Annotated in this window: 20 protein-coding genes; 12 read left to right on the top strand and 8 right to left on the bottom strand. The window is 46.1% G+C overall.

The features are described 5' to 3' along the window. Window positions 1-43 precede the first annotated feature (43 nt). From BMZ72_RS21165 to BMZ72_RS21200, 8 genes are all read right to left on the bottom strand, one after another. The gene (locus tag BMZ72_RS21165) at window positions 44-880 is read right to left on the bottom strand and encodes an aminotransferase class IV (RefSeq protein ID WP_143087739.1); all 837 of its coding nucleotides are present in this window, start codon (window positions 878-880) and stop codon (window positions 44-46) included. A gap of 787 nt (window positions 881-1,667) precedes the next feature. Then, window positions 1,668-2,327, bottom strand: a complete 660-nt coding sequence (locus BMZ72_RS21170; protein ID WP_089811718.1) for a 3-oxoacid CoA-transferase subunit B — start codon at window positions 2,325-2,327, stop codon at window positions 1,668-1,670. Window positions 2,328-2,366: 39 nt separating this feature from the next. After that, window positions 2,367-3,062, bottom strand: coding sequence for a CoA transferase subunit A (locus BMZ72_RS21175; protein ID WP_089811719.1), 696 nt, complete (start codon window positions 3,060-3,062; stop codon window positions 2,367-2,369). A 27-nt stretch (window positions 3,063-3,089) separates the two neighbouring features. Beyond that, window positions 3,090-3,638: a DUF4296 domain-containing protein gene (locus tag BMZ72_RS21180; protein ID WP_089811720.1), complete on the bottom strand. Its 549-nt coding sequence runs from the start codon at window positions 3,636-3,638 to the stop codon at window positions 3,090-3,092. A 28-nt stretch (window positions 3,639-3,666) separates the two neighbouring features. Further along, a complete protein-coding gene (locus BMZ72_RS21185) occupies window positions 3,667-4,632 on the bottom strand; it encodes a type IX secretion system protein PorD (RefSeq protein WP_255373257.1) in 966 nt (321 codons plus the stop codon). A gap of 33 nt (window positions 4,633-4,665) precedes the next feature. Further along, the gene (gene coaBC / locus BMZ72_RS21190) at window positions 4,666-5,952 is read right to left on the bottom strand and encodes a bifunctional phosphopantothenoylcysteine decarboxylase/phosphopantothenate--cysteine ligase CoaBC (RefSeq protein ID WP_089811722.1); all 1,287 of its coding nucleotides are present in this window, start codon (window positions 5,950-5,952) and stop codon (window positions 4,666-4,668) included. A gap of 82 nt (window positions 5,953-6,034) precedes the next feature. Beyond that, on the bottom strand, window positions 6,035-6,376 hold the full coding sequence (locus BMZ72_RS21195; protein ID WP_012794531.1) for a DNA-directed RNA polymerase subunit omega: 342 nt from the start codon (window positions 6,374-6,376) through the stop codon (window positions 6,035-6,037). Window positions 6,377-6,399: 23 nt separating this feature from the next. After that, window positions 6,400-7,308 carry an outer membrane protein assembly factor BamD gene (locus tag BMZ72_RS21200; protein WP_089811723.1) on the bottom strand — a complete coding sequence of 303 codons (909 nt, stop codon included), beginning with the start codon at window positions 7,306-7,308 and terminating at the stop codon, window positions 6,400-6,402. Window positions 7,309-8,089: 781 nt separating this feature from the next. Between BMZ72_RS21200 and mraZ the strand changes: the two genes are divergently transcribed. The 12 genes from mraZ (at window position 8,090) to ftsA (ending at window position 22,515) form a co-directional block, all read left to right on the top strand. Beyond that, the gene (gene mraZ / locus BMZ72_RS21205) at window positions 8,090-8,596 is read left to right on the top strand and encodes a division/cell wall cluster transcriptional repressor MraZ (protein ID WP_255373258.1); all 507 of its coding nucleotides are present in this window, start codon (window positions 8,090-8,092) and stop codon (window positions 8,594-8,596) included. An 8-nt stretch (window positions 8,597-8,604) separates the two neighbouring features. Then, entirely contained in the window at window positions 8,605-9,513 is a 909-nt protein-coding gene (rsmH, locus tag BMZ72_RS21210) for a 16S rRNA (cytosine(1402)-N(4))-methyltransferase RsmH (RefSeq protein WP_089811725.1), read from the top strand. Window positions 9,514-9,590: 77 nt separating this feature from the next. Next, the gene (locus BMZ72_RS21215; RefSeq protein WP_245552061.1) at window positions 9,591-9,974 is read left to right on the top strand and encodes an FtsL-like putative cell division protein; all 384 of its coding nucleotides are present in this window, start codon (window positions 9,591-9,593) and stop codon (window positions 9,972-9,974) included. A 21-nt stretch (window positions 9,975-9,995) separates the two neighbouring features. Next, a complete protein-coding gene (locus BMZ72_RS21220) occupies window positions 9,996-12,101 on the top strand; it encodes a penicillin-binding protein (protein WP_089811726.1) in 2,106 nt (701 codons plus the stop codon). A 9-nt stretch (window positions 12,102-12,110) separates the two neighbouring features. Next, complete coding sequence (locus BMZ72_RS21225) at window positions 12,111-13,577, top strand: UDP-N-acetylmuramoyl-L-alanyl-D-glutamate--2,6-diaminopimelate ligase (protein ID WP_089812386.1); 1,467 nt, start codon at window positions 12,111-12,113, stop codon at window positions 13,575-13,577. Between the two features lie 135 nt (window positions 13,578-13,712). Then, complete coding sequence (mraY, locus tag BMZ72_RS21230) at window positions 13,713-14,909, top strand: phospho-N-acetylmuramoyl-pentapeptide-transferase (RefSeq protein WP_255373259.1); 1,197 nt, start codon at window positions 13,713-13,715, stop codon at window positions 14,907-14,909. A 2-nt stretch (window positions 14,910-14,911) separates the two neighbouring features. Then, a complete protein-coding gene (murD, locus tag BMZ72_RS21235) occupies window positions 14,912-16,252 on the top strand; it encodes a UDP-N-acetylmuramoyl-L-alanine--D-glutamate ligase (RefSeq protein WP_089811728.1) in 1,341 nt (446 codons plus the stop codon). A gap of 53 nt (window positions 16,253-16,305) precedes the next feature. Next, window positions 16,306-17,499, top strand: a complete 1,194-nt coding sequence (locus tag BMZ72_RS21240; RefSeq protein WP_089811729.1) for an FtsW/RodA/SpoVE family cell cycle protein — start codon at window positions 16,306-16,308, stop codon at window positions 17,497-17,499. A 30-nt stretch (window positions 17,500-17,529) separates the two neighbouring features. Beyond that, a complete protein-coding gene (murG, locus tag BMZ72_RS21245; protein WP_012794542.1) occupies window positions 17,530-18,624 on the top strand; it encodes an undecaprenyldiphospho-muramoylpentapeptide beta-N-acetylglucosaminyltransferase in 1,095 nt (364 codons plus the stop codon). A 16-nt stretch (window positions 18,625-18,640) separates the two neighbouring features. Further along, window positions 18,641-20,032 carry a UDP-N-acetylmuramate--L-alanine ligase gene (gene murC, locus BMZ72_RS21250; RefSeq protein WP_089811730.1) on the top strand — a complete coding sequence of 464 codons (1,392 nt, stop codon included), beginning with the start codon at window positions 18,641-18,643 and terminating at the stop codon, window positions 20,030-20,032. 18 nt (window positions 20,033-20,050) lie between these two features. Next, window positions 20,051-21,115 (top strand): cell division protein FtsQ/DivIB, encoded by a 1,065-nt coding sequence (locus BMZ72_RS21255; protein WP_089811731.1) that lies wholly within the window; start codon window positions 20,051-20,053, stop codon window positions 21,113-21,115. Then, window positions 21,112-22,515, top strand: a complete 1,404-nt coding sequence (gene ftsA, locus BMZ72_RS21260; protein WP_089811732.1) for a cell division protein FtsA — start codon at window positions 21,112-21,114, stop codon at window positions 22,513-22,515. The genes BMZ72_RS21255 and ftsA overlap by 4 nt, the downstream gene beginning before the upstream one ends. The last annotated feature ends 47 nt before the right edge of the window (window positions 22,516-22,562 follow it).

Genomic DNA, 22,562 nt, shown 5'->3' on the forward strand with positions numbered 1-22,562 from the left:
GTTTCAGGCTTAAGTTGTATTTATGATAGCAATCGTCCCGGATTTACAATCCCTCATGTATGAGCTCGTGTAATATCACCGCGGTAGCATTTCCATAACTACTGTCATGAAATGAGCTGACCCATCTGACACCTGTCACTGCATTGGTAAGAAATATCTCATCCGCACTCTCCAGATCTGCCACAGTAATGGGATTTTCTGATACAGTAAATGGAAGTTCCATACGTAAAAGATGTTTGCGCATCACACCGCATACGCCACCTTCAGATAATGGAGGCGTAATAATTTGTCGTCCCTGTACAATGAAAAGATTCGCAATCGTCGTATCCGCTACCCTGCCACAGGGGTTCAGCAACACTGCTTCATTAATGCGGTGTTGTTTGGCATACATAGCAGCCATTACATACGGCAGACAATTATTGGACTTAATAGAAGAATATTTATCGCTCGACTTTCTCACATCCGGAAAGATATCCAGCACCAGTCCTGTCGCATTCAACTCCAGTACCTGCCGGTTTAGTTCCCAGCTCTGTATAATGAAGTTAGGCAGGTTGTTGATCGGATCATACAAACCACCATCCGAACGGAATACCGTTAGCCGTACCCTGGCCAGCTGCTCATTGCCATTACGCACACAGAGCTCTGTGATCAGCCGGATAAAATATGCTTTTGTGAAATGCTGGGGAACATCAAAATGTAGCAGGTGCATACTGGCCATCAGCCTTTCGAAGTGCAGGTCAGCTAACAGCACCCGGCCCTGGTATACACGCATGGTTTCAAAACAACCATCTCCATAGCGGAAGGAACGGTTGTCGGCCGTTAATATAGGTTCAGACGCCCCAATAAATTTACCGTTATAACATAAAAACCCCGATTGCACTTCGAACACTTTAGCGTTAAATGGACTGTTAAGTTACGGAAATTTCATGGGGTAAAAATGGGTAGCGGTTACCCGGCAGGCAGCCGGATAACCGTCTTTTTTTCACATAGGACAGGGGTCCTTCCCGGCCCTGTGCCCGGACGAACGCCTGCTATGACAATAACCCCGTAATAAAGCTGTTGATGACACGATTCCCGCACCGGGCCTGAATACGCAGGTGCAGCCTATAGGCTGATGCGCACTGCTACATGTTAAACAGTATTACTTGATAAAATAAACAGTATAGGATAAATAGGACACGACGAACAGTCACATGACATGAACATATATATTTCTTCAATATATCGGTTCAAACTGATAACTATCCAATAATTTCTTTCCTATTTGAAATTAGGTACATACGTGGTAACTCCATTATAGTGTTGCTTGATTCTCTCTAGTTCACAGACGATAAACAATGCTTGCACATTGTACGATTTATTCATTTTGGTTTATTACAGAAGAACTTTTTTCTCTGTTTACGCTAATAGTTAGAATGCCGTTTCTGTTTTACACTCAACAATTGCTGCTCTCGTTACTAACAATTGTTGACTCAGCAAAGATGCTGAATTAGTTTTATTATACAATAGCAAGTTAAGGGTATTGCAAATATGAGGGATAATACTTATGAAGATTTAAAAAATTTGGAAACACCGTTTATTTAATTCATGATTAAAAATTAAGAATTAAGAATTACCTCCGCAACAATCTCCGCTGCATTCAATTCTTAATTCTTAATTTCTATTTCTTAATTCAGTTTCATTTCCGGTATATCCCCTTCCACAACAAGTCTTCCCGCCGTTTTCGCCACAATTTCCTCCACACTGACACCCGGTGCACGCTCCAGTAAACGGAAGCCCGCAGGTGTAATATCAAGTACAGCCAGCTCCGTTACCACCTTCTTCACACAGGACACACCTGTCAGAGGTAACGTACACGTTGGTAGTAATTTGCTCTCTCCTTTCGGATTCGTATGCATCATCGCAACGATAATATTTTTTGCTGCCGCCACAAGATCCATCGCACCACCCATTCCTTTCACCATCTTACCTGGTATCTTCCAGTTAGCGATATCGCCTGCATCAGATACCTCCATAGCGCCCAATACGGTCAGGTCGACCTTACCGGCCCTGATCATCCCAAAACTCTCCGCAGAGTCAAAAAACACGCCTCCCGGCAGTACAGTGACTGTCTCCTTACCTGCATTGATCAGGTCCGGATCTATATCATGTTCTTCCGGATAAGGTCCCATCCCCAGCAATCCATTCTCAGATTGCAGCATGATGGATATATCTGCCGGAATAAAGTTGGCGACAAGTGTAGGAATACCGATTCCCAGATTGACATACATTCCGTCGCGCAGTTCCTGCGCTATTCTTTTGGCAATGCCGTATTTATCTAAAGACATATTGATTCTCCGGTTTGAGGTTGCAGTAAACAAAAGGAATTAACCCATTTTCACGGTCTTCCGCTCAATGCGTTTTTCATAATTACTTCCCTGGAAGATGCGGTGCACATAGATGCCCGGTACATGTATCTGGTCAGGATCCAGTTGCCCGGGTTGCACCAGATGCTCCACTTCCACAATAGTAATATTGCCTGCTTTGGCCATAGAAGTACTGAAATTGCGCGTTGTCTTGCGGAATACCAGATTCCCCATCGTATCCCCCTTCCATGCTTTAACAATAGAAAAATCAGCATGCAGGGCCAGCTCCATGAGATAGTGTTTACCGTTGAATTCGCGTACCTCTTTTCCGGCAGCGATCTCTGTACCGTAACCAGCGGGTGTGAAGAATGCAGGAATACCCATGCCTGCCATCTGAATACGCGTAGCCAGCGTACCCTGTGGGATCAGTTCTACTTCCAGTTCTCCGGAAAGCAGCTGCCTTTCAAATTCAGCATTTTCACCTACATAGGAGGATAACATCTTTTTGATCTGCCTCGTTTTGAGCAAAAGGCCAAGACCAAATTCATCCACACCGGCATTATTGGAAATACACGTTAATTGCTGCGTACCTTTCCGTACCAGCGCAGCGATGCTGTTTTCGGGAATACCGCACAACCCAAATCCGCCCAGCATCAGGGTAGCGCCATCGCGGATGTCATGCAATGCCTCGTCGGCATTAGCTACAACTTTATTCATGTTTTGGTGATGTTTATCAAGAGCAGATCAGCGGTGCAGTTTCACCGGCTTCGGTTCTGATAACCTGCTGGCTGGTGGAACCTGAACAGGCTGCGGACTGATACTTCTCTTATTTTTCTTAACAAATGGAATTACTGTGTCCTGTCCACTCCAAATTATGGTATTATTATTAACCGGCAAAAGGGAGTTGATATTCGTCGTATACTCTTTATTGCGCACATCAGTATCAAGCCCTTCTTTCTGTTTGGAGATCACCGCAAACATCATATCATATATCGCCTTGAACCTGTCAGGGTGTGCTTCATAATAGGCATAACTGTGGTTAAACTCCTTTGGGGTGATTTTATGCAGATCGAGGATCTGACGGTAATAAACCTTCAGACGTTCCTTACGGATAGAATCATTCACAACGATACTCACGCCGTCTTCTTCCAGACCAGCATAAGAATCAGCCATGTTCATGTCAAGTAATATGTCACGCATGTCCTCCCTGGACAGAATGCCCTTCGGTGTCTTTTCCGCTTCCCCGCATGCTGCCAACAGCAATACCAGGCAAACCACTAATATTCTATACATACAGATTTTCTTCTTCAAGGATGCAAAGCTATTTCATCTGCTGATATTTCGCAGCATTCGTTACGTCCATTTGTGCCAGCAATTGAGCGGCACGGTTCTTTTCCTGTGGAGGCGCTTTCGCAAAGATCTTCTGCAACTCATCCGCCTTTGCACTGAAAAACACTGCCATCAGCATAGAGTTGGGGATATCCTGGTATACGGCATATAACATATTCAGACAGTTCATCACCGCGTTACGGCCTTTGTTCATATCCTCATACATCATATCCATTCCCTGACGGTGATACTGATACATCACATCATGGAAACGGCTGAATTTCACATTCAGGAGATTGTCCTGCAACCAGTAACGGTTACGGTTGCCTTCAAAAGGCTTCCATCCTGAGATCTCCTTGCCATCAGGCGCATTACTCACAATATTCAGCGCTTTCTTAAAATAGTCGTCTCCTCCCCTTGGTGCAAAAGAATCAGCGTCCAGTCCGAGGATGATATAGGTATAATAAGCCAGGATCGCTGTCAGATTTGAAGCCAGCGGATCATTACCCACTACGCGGTTGTCACTGAACTCCAGCGGCTGGAACTCTACATAACGGAAAGCCACATTCACATCCTGCATATTCAGCGTACTGCTCAGGTATCCGGCGTTATACACGGGACGGGTGGACTGTACAGTCAGATTAGCCCGGAAAGTATTGTTACCCACATCTTCAGTAATGGTCAGCAGGAAATTACATTCTATACGCTCCGCAGGTGCAAAGCCTTCATCTGACCATCTGCGGCCGTTCAGGAATTCCTTCATCGCATTCTGGAGGGTGGTAAATACCTTTCTGCTGGTATTGTTATTTACCTTACCGCCGGTAGTGACGGTCACATTTGCACGCAGCTCCTGCGCCTGTACGGAAGACAAGCCCAAAAAAATGCCCATCATCGACATCAGCAGAGCAAAGCAGCGGGATTTATACTTTGCACACCATAAATAAGCGTTCGTTGCCATTGTGATCATTCTGAGTTATATAGAGCAATGTATTTATACGATCAGGGGAGCGGTATTGGTATGCAGGATATCCACAATTGAACCTACAATATCCCGGGCCACTTCCTGTTTGGATTTCAGTGGTAGTTCCCTTGCATCGCCTTTTTTGTCGAACAAGGTCACTTTATTGGTATCATGATTAAAGCCGGCGCCTTTATCATTCAGGGAATTCATTACAACGAGGTCCAGGTGTTTTTCACGGAGCTTCTTTAATGCATATTCCTTTTCGTTATTGGTTTCCAGAGAAAAACCCACCAGTACCTGCTGATCCGTCCGGGTAGCACCCAGCGTACGCAGAATATCTTTCGTCTTCTCCAGTTCCAGGGTAAGGGCATCCCCCTCTCCTTTTTTCATTTTAATATCAGCCACATGTTTCGGACGATAGTCAGCTACTGCGGCCGCCATCACAATGACGTCGGATTGAGAAAAATGTGCTTCGCTACCTTTGAACATGTCTTCCGCCGTCACCACCCGGATCGTTTTAACCGATGGGTGAGTGGCAGACAACCCCGTTGGTCCGAGTACCAGGGTCACTTCCGCTCCGGCGGCGGCCAGGGTATCAGCAATGGCGATCCCCATTTTACCACTGGAATGATTGCTGATATAACGTACAGGGTCCAGCGGTTCTTGCGTCGGACCAGCCGTTACCAGCGCTTTTTTTCCTTTCAGCGGCTGTTCGGTACCGTTAAATGATTGTTGATCAGCAGACTGTATACCAGTCGCTGCTATATCAGCCGATGGCTGATTACTGAAATGCGTATGCAGAAATTGTACAATATGCTCCGGTTCTGCCATTCTTCCTTCTCCAAACAGTCCACTGGCCAGTTCACCTTTTTCTACCGGCAGCTGTTGGTGACCGTATGACAGAAGTCTGGTAATATTCGCGCGGGTGGCAGGGTGATGCCACATATCCTCATCCATGGCAGGCGCAAAAAGTACCGGACAGGTTGCAGATAAGTAGGTCGCCATCAGCAGGTTATCACAGGCGCCGTTAGCCATTTTGGAAAGTGTATTGGCAGAGGCAGGAGCGATCAGCATCACATCCGCCCAGCGGCCCAGCATCACGTGGTTATTCCAGCTCTGGTTATCACTGATCGTTACGGGCACTTCATGTTTGGAGAGCGTTGCCAGGGTTAGCGGCGTAATGAAATCACAGGCGGAGGGCGTCATGACCACTTTTACGTCAGCGCCTTCTTTTACCAGCAGGCGTACGAGGGTAGCGGCTTTATAGGCAGCGATACTGCCGGATACACCCAGTAATATTTTCTTTCCTTGAAGCATGACCGTATTGGCTATTAAACAAAAAAAGCGGCAGAAAATGTATTCTGCCGCCATGAAGTTAGATATTTTTCAGCCAAACTGATTAGCTATATAAGTCGTCGTCGTTTCTGCGGAAGTAGATCTTATCTTCCAGGAATTCCATGGTTGCCTGAATAGCAGGATTTGCCATTCTTTCATAGAAACGGGAGATTTCGATCTGCTCTTTGTTCTCATGCACTTCCTCCAGGTTATCTGTGTGGCTGGCAAATTCTTCCAGCTTGGAGTGCAGTTCTTCCTTCACAGATATGTTGATCTGGTTGGCGCGCTTTGCGATAACTGCAATAGACTCATACAGGTTGCCAGTTTTGCTCTTGATCTCGGTGGTGTTTTTAGTTTCAACCATCGGATTAATGCTGCTGGTGAGACCTCTTTTTATTTTGCTCATTCTCCAGGGAATTATTATGATTATTAATTGTTTTTAGATTCAGTACCCGTCTGGGTATCTTTTTCTGCCTTATTCACCGCTTTTTTGGCCTTTTTCTCTTCTTTTTTGCTACGGTCGGGCTTGTTGTAGCTATCGATCGTCTTAATATTACTCTGCGCTAAGGTATAATATTTTTCGGCATCTCCTTTCAGTTTGCTGGTGTTGTAGTGGTCAGCAAAGTCCAGATACTCACTCAGCACATCCTCATAACGCTCTTTTTGCTTATCCCATACGCTGTTTTTAGCGTAGTTATAATAAGCCTTGATAGCCATGTACTTATAAGAATCGCTCTTATCAGAATCCGGGAAGTTGCGCATCAGGCTTTTAAAGGTGATGGCAGCCGCCTGGTAATGGCCCAGGTTATAATATAATTCAGCGTTGTTGTATTCTTTCTTCTCCAGTTTCCTGCGGGACAGCTCGATCACCAGGTTCGCCTCAGGCACTTTATCTGACGTTGGATAGTTGTTGATAAAGGTCTGCATAGCAGCGATCGCCTTCTGGGTATTGGTCTGATCCAGCGCTACTTTAGGAGATTGTTTGTAATAGCAATAAGCCTGCATGTAGTCCATTTCGGTCGCACGCGGGCTGTTTGGGAAGTTATCCAGGTAATTTTTAAAGTAGAAACCGGCCTGCACATAATCTTTCATTTTGTAAGAACAGTAGCAGTAGTTATAGTACATCGGTTCGTACTTGTCAGTTCCTTTGTATACCTGGAATAAAGATTCATACAATGTCTGAGCAGTCATGTATTTTTTCTTCGCATACAGTTTATCGGCGTACGCAAGCTTCGCTTCGTAATCCTTACTTTTTTCAATTCTGCGCAGCTCGGTATTACATGATACCGCAGCTGTGGCCGCTACAAAGAGACAAATGTATAAAACTAATTTCCGCATAAAAGAGGGCAAAGTTAAGAATTAAATGTAAATGTAAGGTAGGGCAGGAATTGAAGCTGTTAAAATTTTGTAAAAGCGGAGGACCCGACAACCGGAATTGCCACTTTTCTCCACTAAAAACGCGCTTTTCCACATTTTACCACTGAAAGACCATTTTGGAGGGATTGCCTGAGAAAATCATTATCCGGCACCGGTTTCTGAGCGGTCAGCTATTGCTTAGATAAGGCTTCTCCTTCGTTCATCCTTCGTTCCCTCAACGAAGGATGAATGTAGGAGAACTAATACCTAACTAATATCTGACCAGTATCAAAACAGGATTTTACTGGTTCCGCAGATTATTTCATAAGCAATATCACCACCCCGTTAGTGGTACTCCGGACTTTCTTTTCCCCTGTTTCCACCCAGGTATACCCTGGAGGTGAATTTAGTAAAGTGCGCCAAAAACTACACAAAAAAGTTACTTACATGCTACTTAAACACTGTTAATCCTACTGTCACGCAAATGTGAAAAGTTCGAAAATGTGAATAACTGATGTTAAATATGGGCGAAATACGTAGAACTACGTACTGGCGGAGCGTATTGGGACTTTGAATATCCTATGCAATCTGGGTTATAAACACGAAATGCACATTTATTCACACACTATCTACACGTTACTAACATTAACTAACAATCAATGCATAATAAATGCCATGCGACTCAATATAATAGGCAAAATATTGCTGTGGAAAAAATTTATATTTCATTTTATCGTTAGAGAGTGGGAAAAAGTGTTATTTTGTGTTAGAAAATGTTTTTCAAGGACTTTCGCCCCCAATTATGACAGGCTTTCTCGGTGAATATGAGGCTACGTTGGATGCAAAAGGTCGCTTTCTACTCCCGGCAGGCTTTAAAAAGCAACTGGCAGAAGGCGCAGGAGAGCAGTTTGTCATCAACAGGGGTTTTGAAAAATGTTTGTCTTTGTATCCCATGAGTGAATGGCAGCCAATTTTTGAGAAGATCAGCAAGTTAAACGACTTCGATCCGAAAGTCAGAGAATTCAGGCGCTACTTTTTAAATGGGGCAACAATATGTGAACTGGATAGCGCGGGGAGATTATTAGTACCAAAAAACTTAATGGCCTACGCCTCACTCGGGAAAGACATTGTGCTGGCTGCGGCGACGAATAAGATTGAAATCTGGGATAAAGGTAAGTACCAGGAGTTCTTTGAAAATTTCTCACCAGGAGCATTTAGCGACCTGGCCCAGCAAGTAATGGGAGGCGGGGATAATAATATTTCGATTTAATTGACAGTATGGAAGAAGCTTCAGCATATCATCTGCCCGTATTACTGCAGGAAGTGATCACAAACCTGCAGATACAACCTGACGGTGTATATGTAGACGCCACTTTTGGTGGCGGAGGCCACTCCAGGGCAATCCTGGAAAAGCTAAATGAGAATGGCAGACTGATCGTATTTGACCAGGATGAAGACGCCTACAACAACCGGATAGATGACCCAAGGGTCACCTTCGTTCAGCAGAACTTCCGGCACCTGCAGCGCTTCCTCCGCTTATACAAGTCTGTACCGGTAGACGGTATTCTCGCTGACCTGGGAGTTTCCTCCTGGCAGTTCGATACCGCTGAAAGAGGATTCAGCACCCGTTTTGACGGAGATCTGGATATGCGGATGGATAAACGCAATGCGCTGACCGCCGCTTCTCTGCTCCAGTCGTCTACCGAAAAAGAACTGCACCTGCTCTTTCAGAATTACGGAGAAGTCACAAACGCCCGTACACTCGCAAAGACCATCGTCCAGGAACGCAAGGCAAGACCAATGCGTACGATAAACGAATTCAAATCTGTAATTCAGCCGATAGTAAAAGGCAATCCGCAGAAATATCTGGCACAGGTTTTCCAGGCACTGCGAATTGTGGTAAATGATGAATTTGGCGCCCTGAAAGATCTGCTGACACAATCAGCAGAAGTGTTAAAACCCGGTGGAAAACTGGCAATTATCACCTTTCACTCTCTGGAAGACAGGCTGGTGAAAAATTTCATGAAGACGGGACAATTTGAAGCACAGGAAGACACGTTCTCTTACGAAACACCTCCTAAATTATTCAGGTTAGTCACCAAAAAACCGGTTACAGCAAGCCCCGAAGAGCTCAAGCGCAATACAAGGTCCCGAAGTGCAAAACTAAGGGTAGCCGAAAAAATATAAACTGATTATGAATCCGCTATGCCAATGTGCTTGTCACCCGACAGGTAACATTGGCTTAGCAGTATAAATGATACAACGTGTTGCAGGAACAGGAAGAATACATATCAGCCGAAGAAGAAACCCCGGAAGAACAACCGGAACTATCGGAACAACCGGAACACAAGAGGGAATGGCGCCTCCGTATTAACTACAGGGCGATCACACAAAACATGCCCTTCATTCTGTTCCTCTCCGCGCTCGCCCTGATATATATTGCCAACAGTCATCTTGCAGAAAAAAAGATAAGACGTATCAATACGCTTGGAAGGGAAATCAAAGAATTAAAATGGGAGTACCTGAACGTTAAAAGTGATTTGATGTTCCAGAGCAAAATGAGCGAAGTAAGTAAAGCAGTCGATCCCCTCGGATTAAAACCGCTAAGCTCTCCGCCACAAAAAATTGAACTGGAGAAAAAGGAATAAACCTTTTTAACATAACAAACAGTGGAAGTAAAGAAAGACATATTGTGGCGTGTGTATCTGTGCTTTATCGGCATGGGACTGTTTGGTGTGGCAATCCTGGTAAAAATATTCCTGGTACAGAACATCGAAGGCAACTACTGGCGCAGTATGGCAGATAGCCTGCATACCCGCTACGTTTCCCTCGAAGCAGACAGGGGTACTATATATTCTGAAGAAGGCCGTATGCTTTCCACATCCATTCCTTATTTCAATTTAAGGGTGGATTTTGCTGCTGATGGTCTGAGAGAAAAAAATGGCAGACGATTCACAGAGAATGTTGATTCCCTGGCGCTTTGCCTCTCTCAGCTCTTTAAAGACCATACGCAGAACGAGTATAAGAATATCCTCAGAGAAGGATACAAACGTAAGGACAGGTACTTCCTCCTCAAAAGAGATGTACTGTTCGTACAATATCAGGCGGTCCGCAACTTTCCCATGTTCAGACTCGGAAAGAACAAAGGCGGCCTGATCGCAGAAACGAAAAACAAACGTATTAACCCCTTCAAACTATTGGCCAACCGTACAATAGGATTATCAAGGGAAAATGCACAGAACGTAGGTCTCGAAAGGACCTACGATAACTTTTTAAAAGGCGTCACCGGTAAAAGACTGATGCGCCGTATCGCCGGTGGAACATTTGTTCCCGTGGAAGGATACGATATCGAACCTGAGAACGGCCGCGATATCATCACCACCATCGACGTGAATATGCAGGACATCGCTGAAACAGCCCTCATGAATATGATGATTGGCAATGAAGCAGAAAATGGTACCTGCATCCTCATGGAAGTGAAAACCGGAAAGATAAAAGCTATTGCCAACTTAGGACGTCAGCCTGACGGCAGCTACTGGGAGGATATGAACTATGCCCTCCGCGTAGGTGAACCAGGCTCCACTTTCAAACTGGCTACCGTGATCGCTGCCCTGGACGACCAGTATGTCTCCATGAACGATCAGGTAAACCTCAATGAAGGACGCCTCCAGATAGGTAAAAGAACTGTTTTTGATTCTGAGCCTCACCCGGGACAAACAAACGTCAGCATCAAACATGCTTTCGAACTGAGTTCCAACGTGGGCATGGCCCAGCTGGCCATGCGGTGTTACGCAAAGAAGCCCAACGAGTTTGTGGCGCACCTGCGTAAACTGAACCTCGATAAAACAACCGGTATTGATCTCGTAGGAGAAGGTAAACCGGTGATCAAAAGCACAAAGTCTAAAACCTGGAGCGCTACCAGCTTACCCTGGATGTCTTTCGGTTATGAAGTGCTGGTAAGTCCGCTGCAGACCTGTATGCTGTATAACGCAGTCGCCAACAACGGCAAAATGATGAAGCCTTACCTCGTAAACTCCATCATGGAATACGGTCAGCCGGTAAAGGACTACGATCCTGAAGTGATCATGGACAGTATCTGTTCACAGAACACCTTAAGACAGGTGAAATCCATGCTCGAAGGCGTAGTGACAAATGGTACAGGCCGCGCACTCTGGACACCTTATTACAAGCTCGCTGGTAAAACAGGTACAGCACTGGTAGCAAATGGTAAAGACGGTTACAAAGAAAAGATCTACCAGTCTTCCTTCGCCGGCTACTTCCCCGCAAACGATCCACAGTTCACCTGTGTAGTCGTGATCAAGAACAAACCGAATGCGGTAAAGTTCTACGGAGGAGCAGTAGCAGGACCGGTATTCCGCGAAGTAGCTGATAAACTGTACGCGATCGCACTCGAAAAACAAAGACCCATGCGCGCCGCTGTTGCAATAGATACATTGCTGGCGTTTAAAACCGGACAGGGACGCGAATGGAAAACCATATTGAACACACTCGACCTGCCCATGCAGGGCGCTGTAGGAAACAGTAACTGGGTAAGTCCCAGGGTGAATGATAAGAAGATCACCTTCGCTGCCGTTAAACAGGCAAAAGGTGGTGTACCGGATGTAACGGGGATGGGACTGAAAGATGCGCTGTACCTGCTGGAGAATGCAGGAATGCGTGTGATCGTAAAAGGTGCCGGAAAAGTGACTAACCAGTCCATACCAGGTGGCTCCTTATTGGAAAGAAACCAGACTATCGTAATAGAACTGAGCTAAAAGAGCATGATGAAGACGCTGCGAGACATATTATACAATGTGAGCATCCGCGAAGTACACGGCAGTACAGACACTGCTGTCAGTTCGCTGAGCATCGACTCCCGGGCAGTTACCCGGGGAGGCGCATTTATCGCCATCAAAGGCGTACATGCGGATGGTCACCTGTTTATTGACAAGGCGATCGCACAGGGAGCAGCAGTCATCATATGTGAAGAGTTGCCGCAAAGCCTGGCTGATGGCCTTACCTATGTACTGGTCAACAGCAGCGCGACAGCCGCAGGTGTAATTGCCGGTAACTATTATGATAATCCGTCTCATAAACTGAAACTGGTTGGCGTAACCGGTACGAATGGTAAAACAACCATCGCTACCCTCCTGTTCCGCCTGTTCAGTAAACTGCGCTTCCACTGCGGACTGCTGTCTACTGTACAAAACCAGATCGGAGATAAGGTCGTACCGGCCACACATACCACCCCTGACGCTATCCACCTGAATGCTTTACTCGCAGACATGGTGGATGAAGGCTGTGAATATGTGTTCATGGAAGTCAGTTCTCATGCGGTGCATCAGCAACGTATCGCAGGACTGAAATTCGCCGGTGGTATATTCAGCAACATCACACATGATCACCTGGATTACCACAAGACCTTTGATGAGTATATCAAAGTGAAGAAAGCTTTCTTCGACGGACTGCCGGCAACTGCCTTCGCACTCACCAACCTGGATGACAAGCGGGGAAATGTAATGCTGCAGAACACAAAGGCGAAGAAACAGTCATACAGTCTGAAAACAGTGGCCGACTTCAAGGGTAAGATCCTGGAGAACAACCTGACAGGACTGATCATGACAGTGAATGAAAAGGAAGTACACTTCCGCCTGATCGGAGAATTCAATGCATATAACCTGCTGGCAGTATACGGTACCGCCATACTGCTGGGACAGGATAAAGACGAAGTACTGCAGGCACTCAGCGACCTGTCAGGTGCAGAAGGAAGATTTGACTATATCACTTCTGCCAAAGACAGGATCATCGGTATTGTGGACTATGCACATACACCTGACGCGCTCCTGAATGTACTCGCTACCATTAAGAACCTGCGCAAAGGCAACGAGCAGGTGATCACTGTGGTAGGCTGTGGTGGCGACCGCGATACAGCGAAACGCCCTGTTATGGCAGCAGTAGCTACTGAACACAGCGACAAGGTGATCCTGACGTCTGACAATCCGCGCTCGGAAGATCCTGTGACTATCATTCAACAGATGGAAGCAGGTATACCGGTGCATCAGAAGAGAAAGGCACTGTCTATCACAGATAGAAAAGAAGCCATCAAAACAGCTATCAGCCTCGCTAATCCGGATGATATTATCCTGATAGCCGGCAAAGGCCACGAGAAATACCAGGAGATCCAGGGAGTAAAACACCCCTTCGACGATAAAAAGGTATTGCTTGAGATGCTGGAACTAATGGAGAAATAACGACAACTGACAACTGAGACAACTAACTAACAAAACCTGTAAGTAACGACTACAGGCTATTGACCGAGACTAACTAACGATATGCTATATTACTTATTTAACTATCTCAAATCATTAAACTTCAGCGGCAGCGGGATGTTTCAATTCATCACGTTCCGGGTGACCATGGCATTGCTGCTGTCGTTAGCGATTTCCCTGTTATTAGGTAAACGCATTGTGAAGTATCTCCAGCGCAAACAGATCGGGGAAACCATCCGTGATCTGGGCCTGGCAGGAGAAAACTCCAAAAAAGGTACTCCTACTATGGGTGGTCTCATCATCCTGTCTTCCATACTCATTCCTACCCTGCTGTTTGCACAGATCAAAACAGTGTATATCTGGCTGATGCTGCTTTGTACAGTGTGGTTAGGACTGATTGGTTTCCTGGATGACTATATCAAGGTCTTCAAAAAGAATAAAGAAGGACTTGCAGGCAAGTTTAAAGTGCTCGGACAGATAGGTCTGGGCATCATCATAGGTAGTACACTGTATTTCAACGATAACGTAGTGATCTCCCGTGAGATCATCGGCGGTAAAAAACTCGCTCCGTATGAAAGAACAGTGAACCACCAGGAAAGGGTAACAAAAGATGGACACAGATTTGCAGATGTAAAGACGCCGATCACCACCATCCCTTTTGTAAAGAATCATGAGTTCAACTATGCCAAACTGATCTCCTGGATGGGACCAGGCGCAGAGAAATATACATTCATCCTCTACATCCTGATCGTGATCGTTATCATCACAGCCGTGTCTAACGGGGCTAACCTGACAGATGGACTGGATGGACTGGCAACAGGCGTATCCGCAGTAATAGGTGTGTGTCTCGGCGTATTCGCCTATGTATCGGGTAACATACAGTTTGCAGAGTACCTGAATATTATGTACATCCCCAACCTGGGTGAACTGTCCATTTTCATTGCGGCCTTCGTAGGTGCATGTGTGGGCTTCCTCTGGTACAACGCTTATCCGGCGCAGGTATTCATGGGTGATACCGGAAGTCTTGCACTGGGTGGTATAATTGCTTCTATCGCGATTATCGTGAGAAAAGAGCTCCTGATCCCGATCTTCTGTGGTGTGTTCCTGGTAGAAAACCTCAGCGTGGTGCTGCAGGTCTCCTACTTCAAATACACCAAGAAAAAGTATGGCGAAGGCAGACGCATTTTTAAGATGTCTCCGCTTCACCATCACTATCAGAAACTGGGATATCATGAAAGTAAAATTGCGGTAAGATTCTGGATCGTGACGATCATCTGCGCAGCAGTATCAATAGCAACGTTAAAAATGAGATAAACATGCAAAAGAAACTCATCATACTTGGAGCCGGTGAAAGCGGTATCGGTGCTGCCCTTCTGGGTAAGCAGCAGGGGTATGATGTATTTGTATCTGATGGCGGTGCTATTAAAGACATCTATAAGCAGGAGCTGGCAGTTAACCACATTCCTTTTGAAGAGGGACAGCATTCCTGGGATGTGATATTGAATGCAGATGAGATCATTAAGAGTCCTGGTATTCCTGAGAAAAGCGAATTGATGAAAAAGGTTCGTGAAAAACAGGTATCTGTGATCTCTGAGATAGAATTCGCTTACCGGTTCAGCAAAGACAGCAAGGTCATTGCCATCACCGGCAGCAACGGCAAAAGCACAACAACGGCGCTCACCTTCAACATCTTTGAAACAGCAGGTCTGCATGCTGCAATGGTGGGAAATATCGGCCTCAGTTACGCGAGGCAGGTAGCGACAGCGCCGGCGGATTATTACATTGTAGAAGTGAGTAGTTTTCAACTGGACGATATCAGGGATTTTAAGCCAAACGTCGCCATTCTGCTGAACATAACACCAGATCATCTGGACCGTTATGACTACAAAATGGCGAATTATGTGGCGTCAAAATTCCGCATAGCGATGAATCAGGGACCGGAAGATTATTTCGTGTATTGTATAGATGATCCTGAAATCACGAATTATCTGAAGGAACATACTATTTATTCAACAACAATACCGTTTACTATCATGGAACCATTAAAGCAAGGAGGATTTATGGCAAACGAACAGGTGAACATCCAGGTTAATGATGAGCCAATGATCGTATCAATGTATGATCTCGCATTGAAAGGCAAACATAACCTGTACAATTCGATGGCAGCTGGTATTGCGGGGCGAACGATGGACATCAGAAAGGAAAAGATTCGTGAGAGTCTGACCTCTTTCAAGAGCCTCGAGCACCGGATGGAGTATGTGGCAACGGTACGCGGCGTGGATTTCATTAATGATAGTAAAGCAACGAACGTTAATTCTCTGTGGTTCGCCCTGGAAAGCATGGAAAACCCGGTAGTCCTGGTGATGGGTGGTGTGGATAAAGGCAATGACTACAGTGCAATTCGCGATCTGGTAAAAGAAAAAGTAAAAGCGATCATTTGTCTTGGCGTTGATAATTCACCTATACAGGATGCATTATCAGGCTATACACCGGTGATGATAGATACACGCAGTATGAAGGATGCAGTCAATGCAGCCTTTCAGTATGCGGCCAAAGGAGATGTGGTACTGCTCTCTCCTGCCTGCGCAAGCTTCGATCTCTTCAGGAATTATGAAGACAGAGGCCGGCAGTTCAAGGAAGCAGTAAAAGAACTGTAACCAGCTTGTATCCGGATTCCGTATCCGGGTAAACAGGCACCAAAAAAGTTGAGATGGATGTACTTCAGAGGACAAAAGGAGACAAAGTGATATGGACGATCGTGATCTTCCTGTCACTGGTAAGCCTGCTCGCTGTTTACAGCGCCACGGGGTCCCTGGCGTATCGTGAACAGGGTGGTCATACGGAGTATTATCTGTTCAAACAACTGAGTGTACTTGGAATGGGGTTGCTGATCATCTATTTCGCGCACAGGGTGAATTATACGATTTACTCCCGTGCAGCACAGATAGGGTTTATCATCTCAATTCCTTTGCTGATATATACACTGGCATTCGGACATAGTCTGAACGATGCCAGCCGGTGGATCCGTCTCCCGGTGATCAATCTGACGTTCCAGACATCGGATGTGGCTAAACTGGCCATATTCATGTATGTAAGCCGCCAGCTGTCAAGACGCCAGCATATCATTACCGATTTTAAGAAAGGCTTTCTGCCGATCATTATACCGGTAGCTATTGTATGTGCGCTGATCATGCCGGCAAATATGTCAACGGCATTGCTGCTTGGCGCGAGTTGTATGATACTGTGCTTCATTGGCCGGGTACCTGTCAGGTTCCTGGCTTCCATGGTAATAGCCGGTCTGGTAATGATCCTTTTGATAATAGGTATCGCTGTAGCAACAGGTAATCCGATGCGTCTCGAAACCTGGAAGAAAAGGGTGGAACATTTTGTGTCGTCAGACAAAGATGACCTGCCTTATCAGGTACAACAGGCAAACATCGCCATCGCAGGTGGCGGCGTTATCGGAAAAGGACCTGGTAACAGCACCCAGAGAAACTTTCTTCCTCATGCGTACAGTGATTACATCTACGCAACAATTATTGAGGAGTATGGTATATTTGGCGCCTTTTTGATATTGATGGCCTACATGTTGCTATTGTTACGTAGCATCCGCATTTACAGAAAATGTCCCTATGCATTCGGCGCATTTCTGGCAGTAGGTCTCAGCGTCACACTTGTCATACAGGCACTGACTAACATGGCGGTGAATGTAGGGCTCTTTCCGGTAACAGGTGTTACACTGCCACTGGTGAGTATGGGAGGTTCTTCCGTGATATTTACCAGTCTTGCAATAGGTATCATACTAAGCGTATCCCGTAACGTAGAAGACCTGGAAGGCAAAAGGATAGAACAGGAAAGGATCGCGAAAGTGATGGAACAGAATGGTATGCAACCAGCAGCTTAAAAGAACTAAATAAAAAGTAAATAAAAACAGATGCAACGCAGAATTATCATAGCAGGTGGCGGTACAGGAGGACATATCTTCCCGGCCATTGCCATTGCCAATGCGTTGAAGAAGATAGATCCGGAGACTGAGATCCTTTTCGTAGGCGCCAAAGGAAAAATGGAGATGGAGAAAGTGCCGCAGGCGGGTTACAAGATCGAAGGACTGGAAATAGCTGGTTTCAATCGTAGTAACATGTTGAAAAACCTGTTATTACCGTTTAAGATATTAAAGAGCCTGGGACAGGCACGCCGGATCATCGATCAGTTCCAGCCACAGGCAGTGGTTGGTGTTGGTGGTTACGCCAGCTTCCCGATCATGCGAAAAGCGCAGAGCAAAGGCATCCCGACACTGATACAGGAACAGAATTCTTTCGCCGGCAAAGCGAATATGTCGCTGGGTAAAAAAGCAAAGAAGATCTGCACCGGCTACGATGGTATGGAGAAATTCTTCCCTGCCGATAAGATCGTGGTAACCGGTAATCCTGTAAGAGGCAACATTACACAGTCATCCGTGACACGTGAAGAAGCAGCGCAGCATTTCGGTCTGCAAAGCGGTAAAACAACCGTATTTGCAGTAGGTGGCAGCCTTGGCGCAAAAGCCATCAACGAAGCACTGCATCCTATGCTGGCGAGCTTTGTGGAAAAGGACATTCAGCTGATCTGGCAAACAGGTAAGCCGTATTTCGAAACAGCAAAGAGTGCAGCCGCCGCATATGCATCACACGTAAAAGTGTTTGAGTTCATCAACCTCATGGACTTTGCCTATAAAGCCGCTGACGTGGTCATATCACGTGCAGGTGCGCTGGCAATTGCTGAACTGTGTGTGGTGAAAAAACCGGTCATATTCGTACCATATCCGTTTGCGGCAGAAGATCATCAGACCTTCAATGCGCAGAGTTTAGTGAATAAAAAGGCAGCCCTCATTATTAAAAATGATGAAGCGGCTACACAACTGGGGACAACATTATTCAGTCTGGTGCAGAACAAAGCACTGATGGAACAACTGGAAGAGAACATAGGAAAACTGGGCAATACCAACGCTGACATGGTCATCGCAAAACAGGTAATGGCATTAATAGGGTAAATCACGTATTGAGAAAATGGATCTGAACAAAATAAAACGCGTCTACTTCATTGGCATAGGAGGCATCGGCATGAGCGCTATTGCACGCTTCTTTAATGAGAAGGGTATGCAGGTAAGCGGCTATGACCGTACCGAAACGGCGCTTACACGCCAGCTGGCAGAAGAAGGCATGCAGATCCACTATACGGATGATGTGCAGCTGGCAGACCAGCAGGCAGACCTGATCGTATACACGCCGGCTATCCCTGCTTCCCATGCAGAGCTGATCTGGTTCCGTGAGAAAGGTTTTGAAGTAGTGAAACGCAGCGACGTACTGCAGGAGATCACCAAAGAATTATACGCGATCACCGTTGGAGGTACACATGGTAAAACCACCACCTCTACCCTGATCGCCCATATACTCAGACACACCGGTTATGGCTGTAACGCTTTCCTCGGAGGTATCAGCGCCAACTATGACCGTAACTTCTGGAGCAGCGACAAACAGGTGGCTGTGATAGAGGCTGATGAATATGACCGTTCATTCCTGAAACTGCATCCCGATGTGGCAGTACTGACTGCCATTGACGCAGATCACCTGGATATCTACGGTACAGAAGAAGAAGTACAGGAAGCATTTATACAGTATACCCGCAACATCAAAGCAAAAGGCACACTGGTGGCAAAGCTGGGACTACACCGCGCAGCAGAACTGAAAGGAGACAATCATGTATGGTATCACCTGGAAGACAACAAAGCTGACATATATGCAGCCAATATACGCCCGGATGAAGGTGGATACAGATTTGATGTAATACAGCACAACTGGACACTGACAGACGTCTACCTTCCGATCGGCGGTACACACAACATCGAGAATACAGTAGCAGCAATTGCAGTAGCACACCTGTTAGGTATTGCAGATGAAAAAATCAAAGCAGCTATTGCTGACTTCAAAGGCATCAAACGCCGCTTTGAATACCTGGTAAAAAACGATTACCAGATATACATCGACGATTATGCACACCACCCGGAAGAACTGCGCGCGCTCATTAGCAGCGCACGTGCATTATTCCCCGACAGAAAATGTGTCGTGCTGTTTCAGCCTCACCTGTACACACGCACACGCGACTTTGCAACAGGTTTTGCAGAGAGCCTGTCACTGGCTGATGAAGTACTGCTGCTGCCGATCTATCCCGCACGTGAACTGCCTATTGAAGGCGTACACAGTGAGATGATCGCAAAGATGATCACAAAACCCGTTCAGGTGATGCAGAAAGAAGATGTGCTCTCCTGGGTAAAAGCGAACAGCGCACCACTATTTATCACAGCAGGCGCCGGAGACATCGATCAGTTCCGTGAGCCTGTTGAGGAAGTACTGAACGGAAAAGGTATCGTAGAAAACGAAGCAATAAAAAAGAAAGCTTAAAACTGTAGGAAACACCCAATGCAGACAAAGACCCGTAAGGTATTAAGACGAATCGGTACCACCCTCCTCTGGATGGGTGTGCTGGCTGGTTTTGTCATCTTGCTGGTATCCGCGGTGCATGATAAGAATGACGGTAAATGTACCGGTATCGTGGTGAAACTGCAGGGAGAAGACGACGCTAACTTCTTTGTAGAAGAAAAAGATATCAAAGCACTGGTAGCTGCTGACAAAAGTAAAAATCCTGTCGGTAAAGCCATCAAAGATATCAATACCGCCAGCCTGGAACAGATCGTATCACGCGATCCATGGGTAAAAAAAGCGGAGATATTCATAGACAATCAGCGCAGGCTGAATATCAAAGTAACACAGCGGGAACCACTGGCACGTGTATTCACGACAAGCGGCAACAGCTTTTACTTTGACAGGGACGGCGACCGTATACCGGTATCCACCCGTTACGCCGCCCGCGTACCGGTGTTCACAGACTTCCCTACTGATGCTGCAAAACTTGCATCTGCAGACAGCACGGTAGCAGCAGGAATCATGGCACTCGGCAGCTTTATTCAGGAAGATCCGTTCTGGTCTGCACAGATAGAACAGGTAACGATCACTCCGGGGCGTGAGTTTGAATTAATCCCAAAACTGGGCGATCATGTAATCGCATTTGGAGACGGGACTGACGTGGAAAAGAAGTTCAGCAAACTGCTGGCGTTCTATAAAGAGGGACTGAATAAAGTAGGCTGGAACAATTACGCCAGGATTAATGTTGCTTATGACAATGAGGTAGTATGCACAAGAAGAACAGGAGAAGAGTTGTCGAAAAAACTGGCAGCAGAAGACAGTGCACGTATTGCCAGACTAAGTGATTCTTCCGACGGATATCTGATACACCGCGATGATGTAAAGCGCACGGAAACAACAACAAGTACGAAAGCACCGGCCAGAGTAGTAACAGCAAGGCCATCGCTTTCCAAACCGAAAGTACAAAAGGAAACGGCGTCAGATAAAAAGAAGGCTCCGAAGGCTGTGTATAAACCGGTTAAAAAATCTGTCAACACAACAAAAAACAATAGAACGCCATGAATCAGGAAGCTCCCATCATTGTAGGTCTCGATATTGGCACTACAAAGATTGCTGCCATAGCAGGAAGAAAGAATGAATACGGGAAACTGGAAATCCTGGGATTCGGTAAAGCCCCGTCTTTCGGAGTACAGCACGGTATGGTGCTGAATATCGATCAGACGATCAAGGCGATCCGTCAAGCACTCGAAAATTGCTACGCTTCTAATCCGAATCTCGAGATCAATGAAGTATACGTTGGTATCGCAGGTCATCATATAAAAAGTTTGCAGACACGCGGCGACATCGTTCGTAGCGACACGGATGCAGAAATTTCGCAAAAAGACATTGATCAGCTGATCAATGACCAGTATAAAACGGTGATCCCTGCCAGTGATCAGATCATTGACGTGATACCACAACAGTATATCGTGGATAGCCTCCAGAACATCACCTACCCTATCGGTATGTCAGGTGTGAAGGTGGGCGCTAATTTCCACATCATCACCGGCGATAAGAACGCTATCCGTAACATCAACCGTAGCGTGGAGAAATCCGGTCTGAAAATACATGATCTCGTGTTGCAGCCCCTGGCATCCGCAGCAGCTGTTATGTGTGACATGGACTTTGAAGCAGGTGTTGCAATCGTAGATATCGGTGGTGGTACGACAGACCTCGCCGTATTCTATGAAGGTATACTGAAACACACAGCCGTGATCCCATACGGTGGTGAAAACATCACCAACGATATCAAGAACGGTCTGGGTGTACTGAAAACACAGGCAGAACAAATGAAGGTGCAGTTCGGTTACGCACTGGCTGATGAAGCTAAGAGCAACGCCTACATCACCATTCCTGGTCTGCGTGGTCAAAGCCCGAAAGAGATCTCTGTAAAGAACCTGGCCCACATCATACAGGCACGTATGAGTGAGATCATGGACTTCGTGGTGTACCATCTGAAACAGATCGGTATGGATAATAAAATGCTGAATGGCGGTATTATCCTGACCGGTGGTGGTTCTCAGCTGAAACACCTGATACAGTTAACAGAATATACTACCGGTGTAAGCGCACGTATCGGTTATCCGAACGAACACCTGGCAAGCGGTCATATCGACGAACTGACCAGGCCAATGTACGCCACCTGCGTAGGGCTCATACTCAAAGGTTACAATGACTATGAGAACGATCGCAGAGCACTGGAAGAAAACTATGTAAAGATCAACACCAGCTACGTAGCGAAAGAACAGGCAGCTAAAACTGTCAATCTTCCGGAAGAAAGCTGGGAAGACGATGAACCTACTGTTGAGCAGATTCAGGAGAGAAAAGCAAGAGAACGGAATGCTTCGCTGAAAACATTCCTGGACAGGATGAAGACAAAGATCATAGACATGTTCACGGAAGAAGAAGATGCGAAACTTTAACAGGGGTATTATCGGATATGGCGCAATTGTTGCAGCCACAAACGATT

Source organism: Chitinophaga sp. YR627 (assembly GCF_900114995.1).
Taxonomy (GTDB): Bacteria; Bacteroidota; Bacteroidia; order Chitinophagales; family Chitinophagaceae; genus Chitinophaga.

Bases quoted from the DNA above. Each gene is read 5' to 3' on its own strand.
- BMZ72_RS21170 (WP_089811718.1), bottom strand. From the start codon at position 2,327: ATGTCTTTAGATAAATACGGCATTGCCAAAAGAATAGCGCAGGAACTG.
- BMZ72_RS21175 (WP_089811719.1), bottom strand. From the start codon at position 3,062: ATGAATAAAGTTGTAGCTAATGCCGACGAGGCATTGCATGACATCCGC.
- BMZ72_RS21180 (WP_089811720.1), bottom strand. From the start codon at position 3,638: ATGTATAGAATATTAGTGGTTTGCCTGGTATTGCTGTTGGCAGCATGC.
- BMZ72_RS21185 (WP_255373257.1), bottom strand. From the start codon at position 4,632: ATGGCAACGAACGCTTATTTATGGTGTGCAAAGTATAAATCCCGCTGC.
- coaBC (WP_089811722.1), bottom strand. From the start codon at position 5,952: ATGCTTCAAGGAAAGAAAATATTACTGGGTGTATCCGGCAGTATCGCT.
- BMZ72_RS21195 (WP_012794531.1), bottom strand. From the start codon at position 6,376: ATGAGCAAAATAAAAAGAGGTCTCACCAGCAGCATTAATCCGATGGTT.
- BMZ72_RS21200 (WP_089811723.1), bottom strand. From the start codon at position 7,308: ATGCGGAAATTAGTTTTATACATTTGTCTCTTTGTAGCGGCCACAGCT.
- rsmH (WP_089811725.1), top strand. From the start codon at position 8,605: ATGGAAGAAGCTTCAGCATATCATCTGCCCGTATTACTGCAGGAAGTG.
- BMZ72_RS21225 (WP_089812386.1), top strand. From the start codon at position 12,111: ATGAAGACGCTGCGAGACATATTATACAATGTGAGCATCCGCGAAGTA.
- mraY (WP_255373259.1), top strand. From the start codon at position 13,713: ATGTTTCAATTCATCACGTTCCGGGTGACCATGGCATTGCTGCTGTCG.
- murD (WP_089811728.1), top strand. From the start codon at position 14,912: ATGCAAAAGAAACTCATCATACTTGGAGCCGGTGAAAGCGGTATCGGT.
- BMZ72_RS21240 (WP_089811729.1), top strand. From the start codon at position 16,306: ATGGATGTACTTCAGAGGACAAAAGGAGACAAAGTGATATGGACGATC.
- murG (WP_012794542.1), top strand. From the start codon at position 17,530: ATGCAACGCAGAATTATCATAGCAGGTGGCGGTACAGGAGGACATATC.
- murC (WP_089811730.1), top strand. From the start codon at position 18,641: ATGGATCTGAACAAAATAAAACGCGTCTACTTCATTGGCATAGGAGGC.
- BMZ72_RS21255 (WP_089811731.1), top strand. From the start codon at position 20,051: ATGCAGACAAAGACCCGTAAGGTATTAAGACGAATCGGTACCACCCTC.
- ftsA (WP_089811732.1), top strand. From the start codon at position 21,112: ATGAATCAGGAAGCTCCCATCATTGTAGGTCTCGATATTGGCACTACA.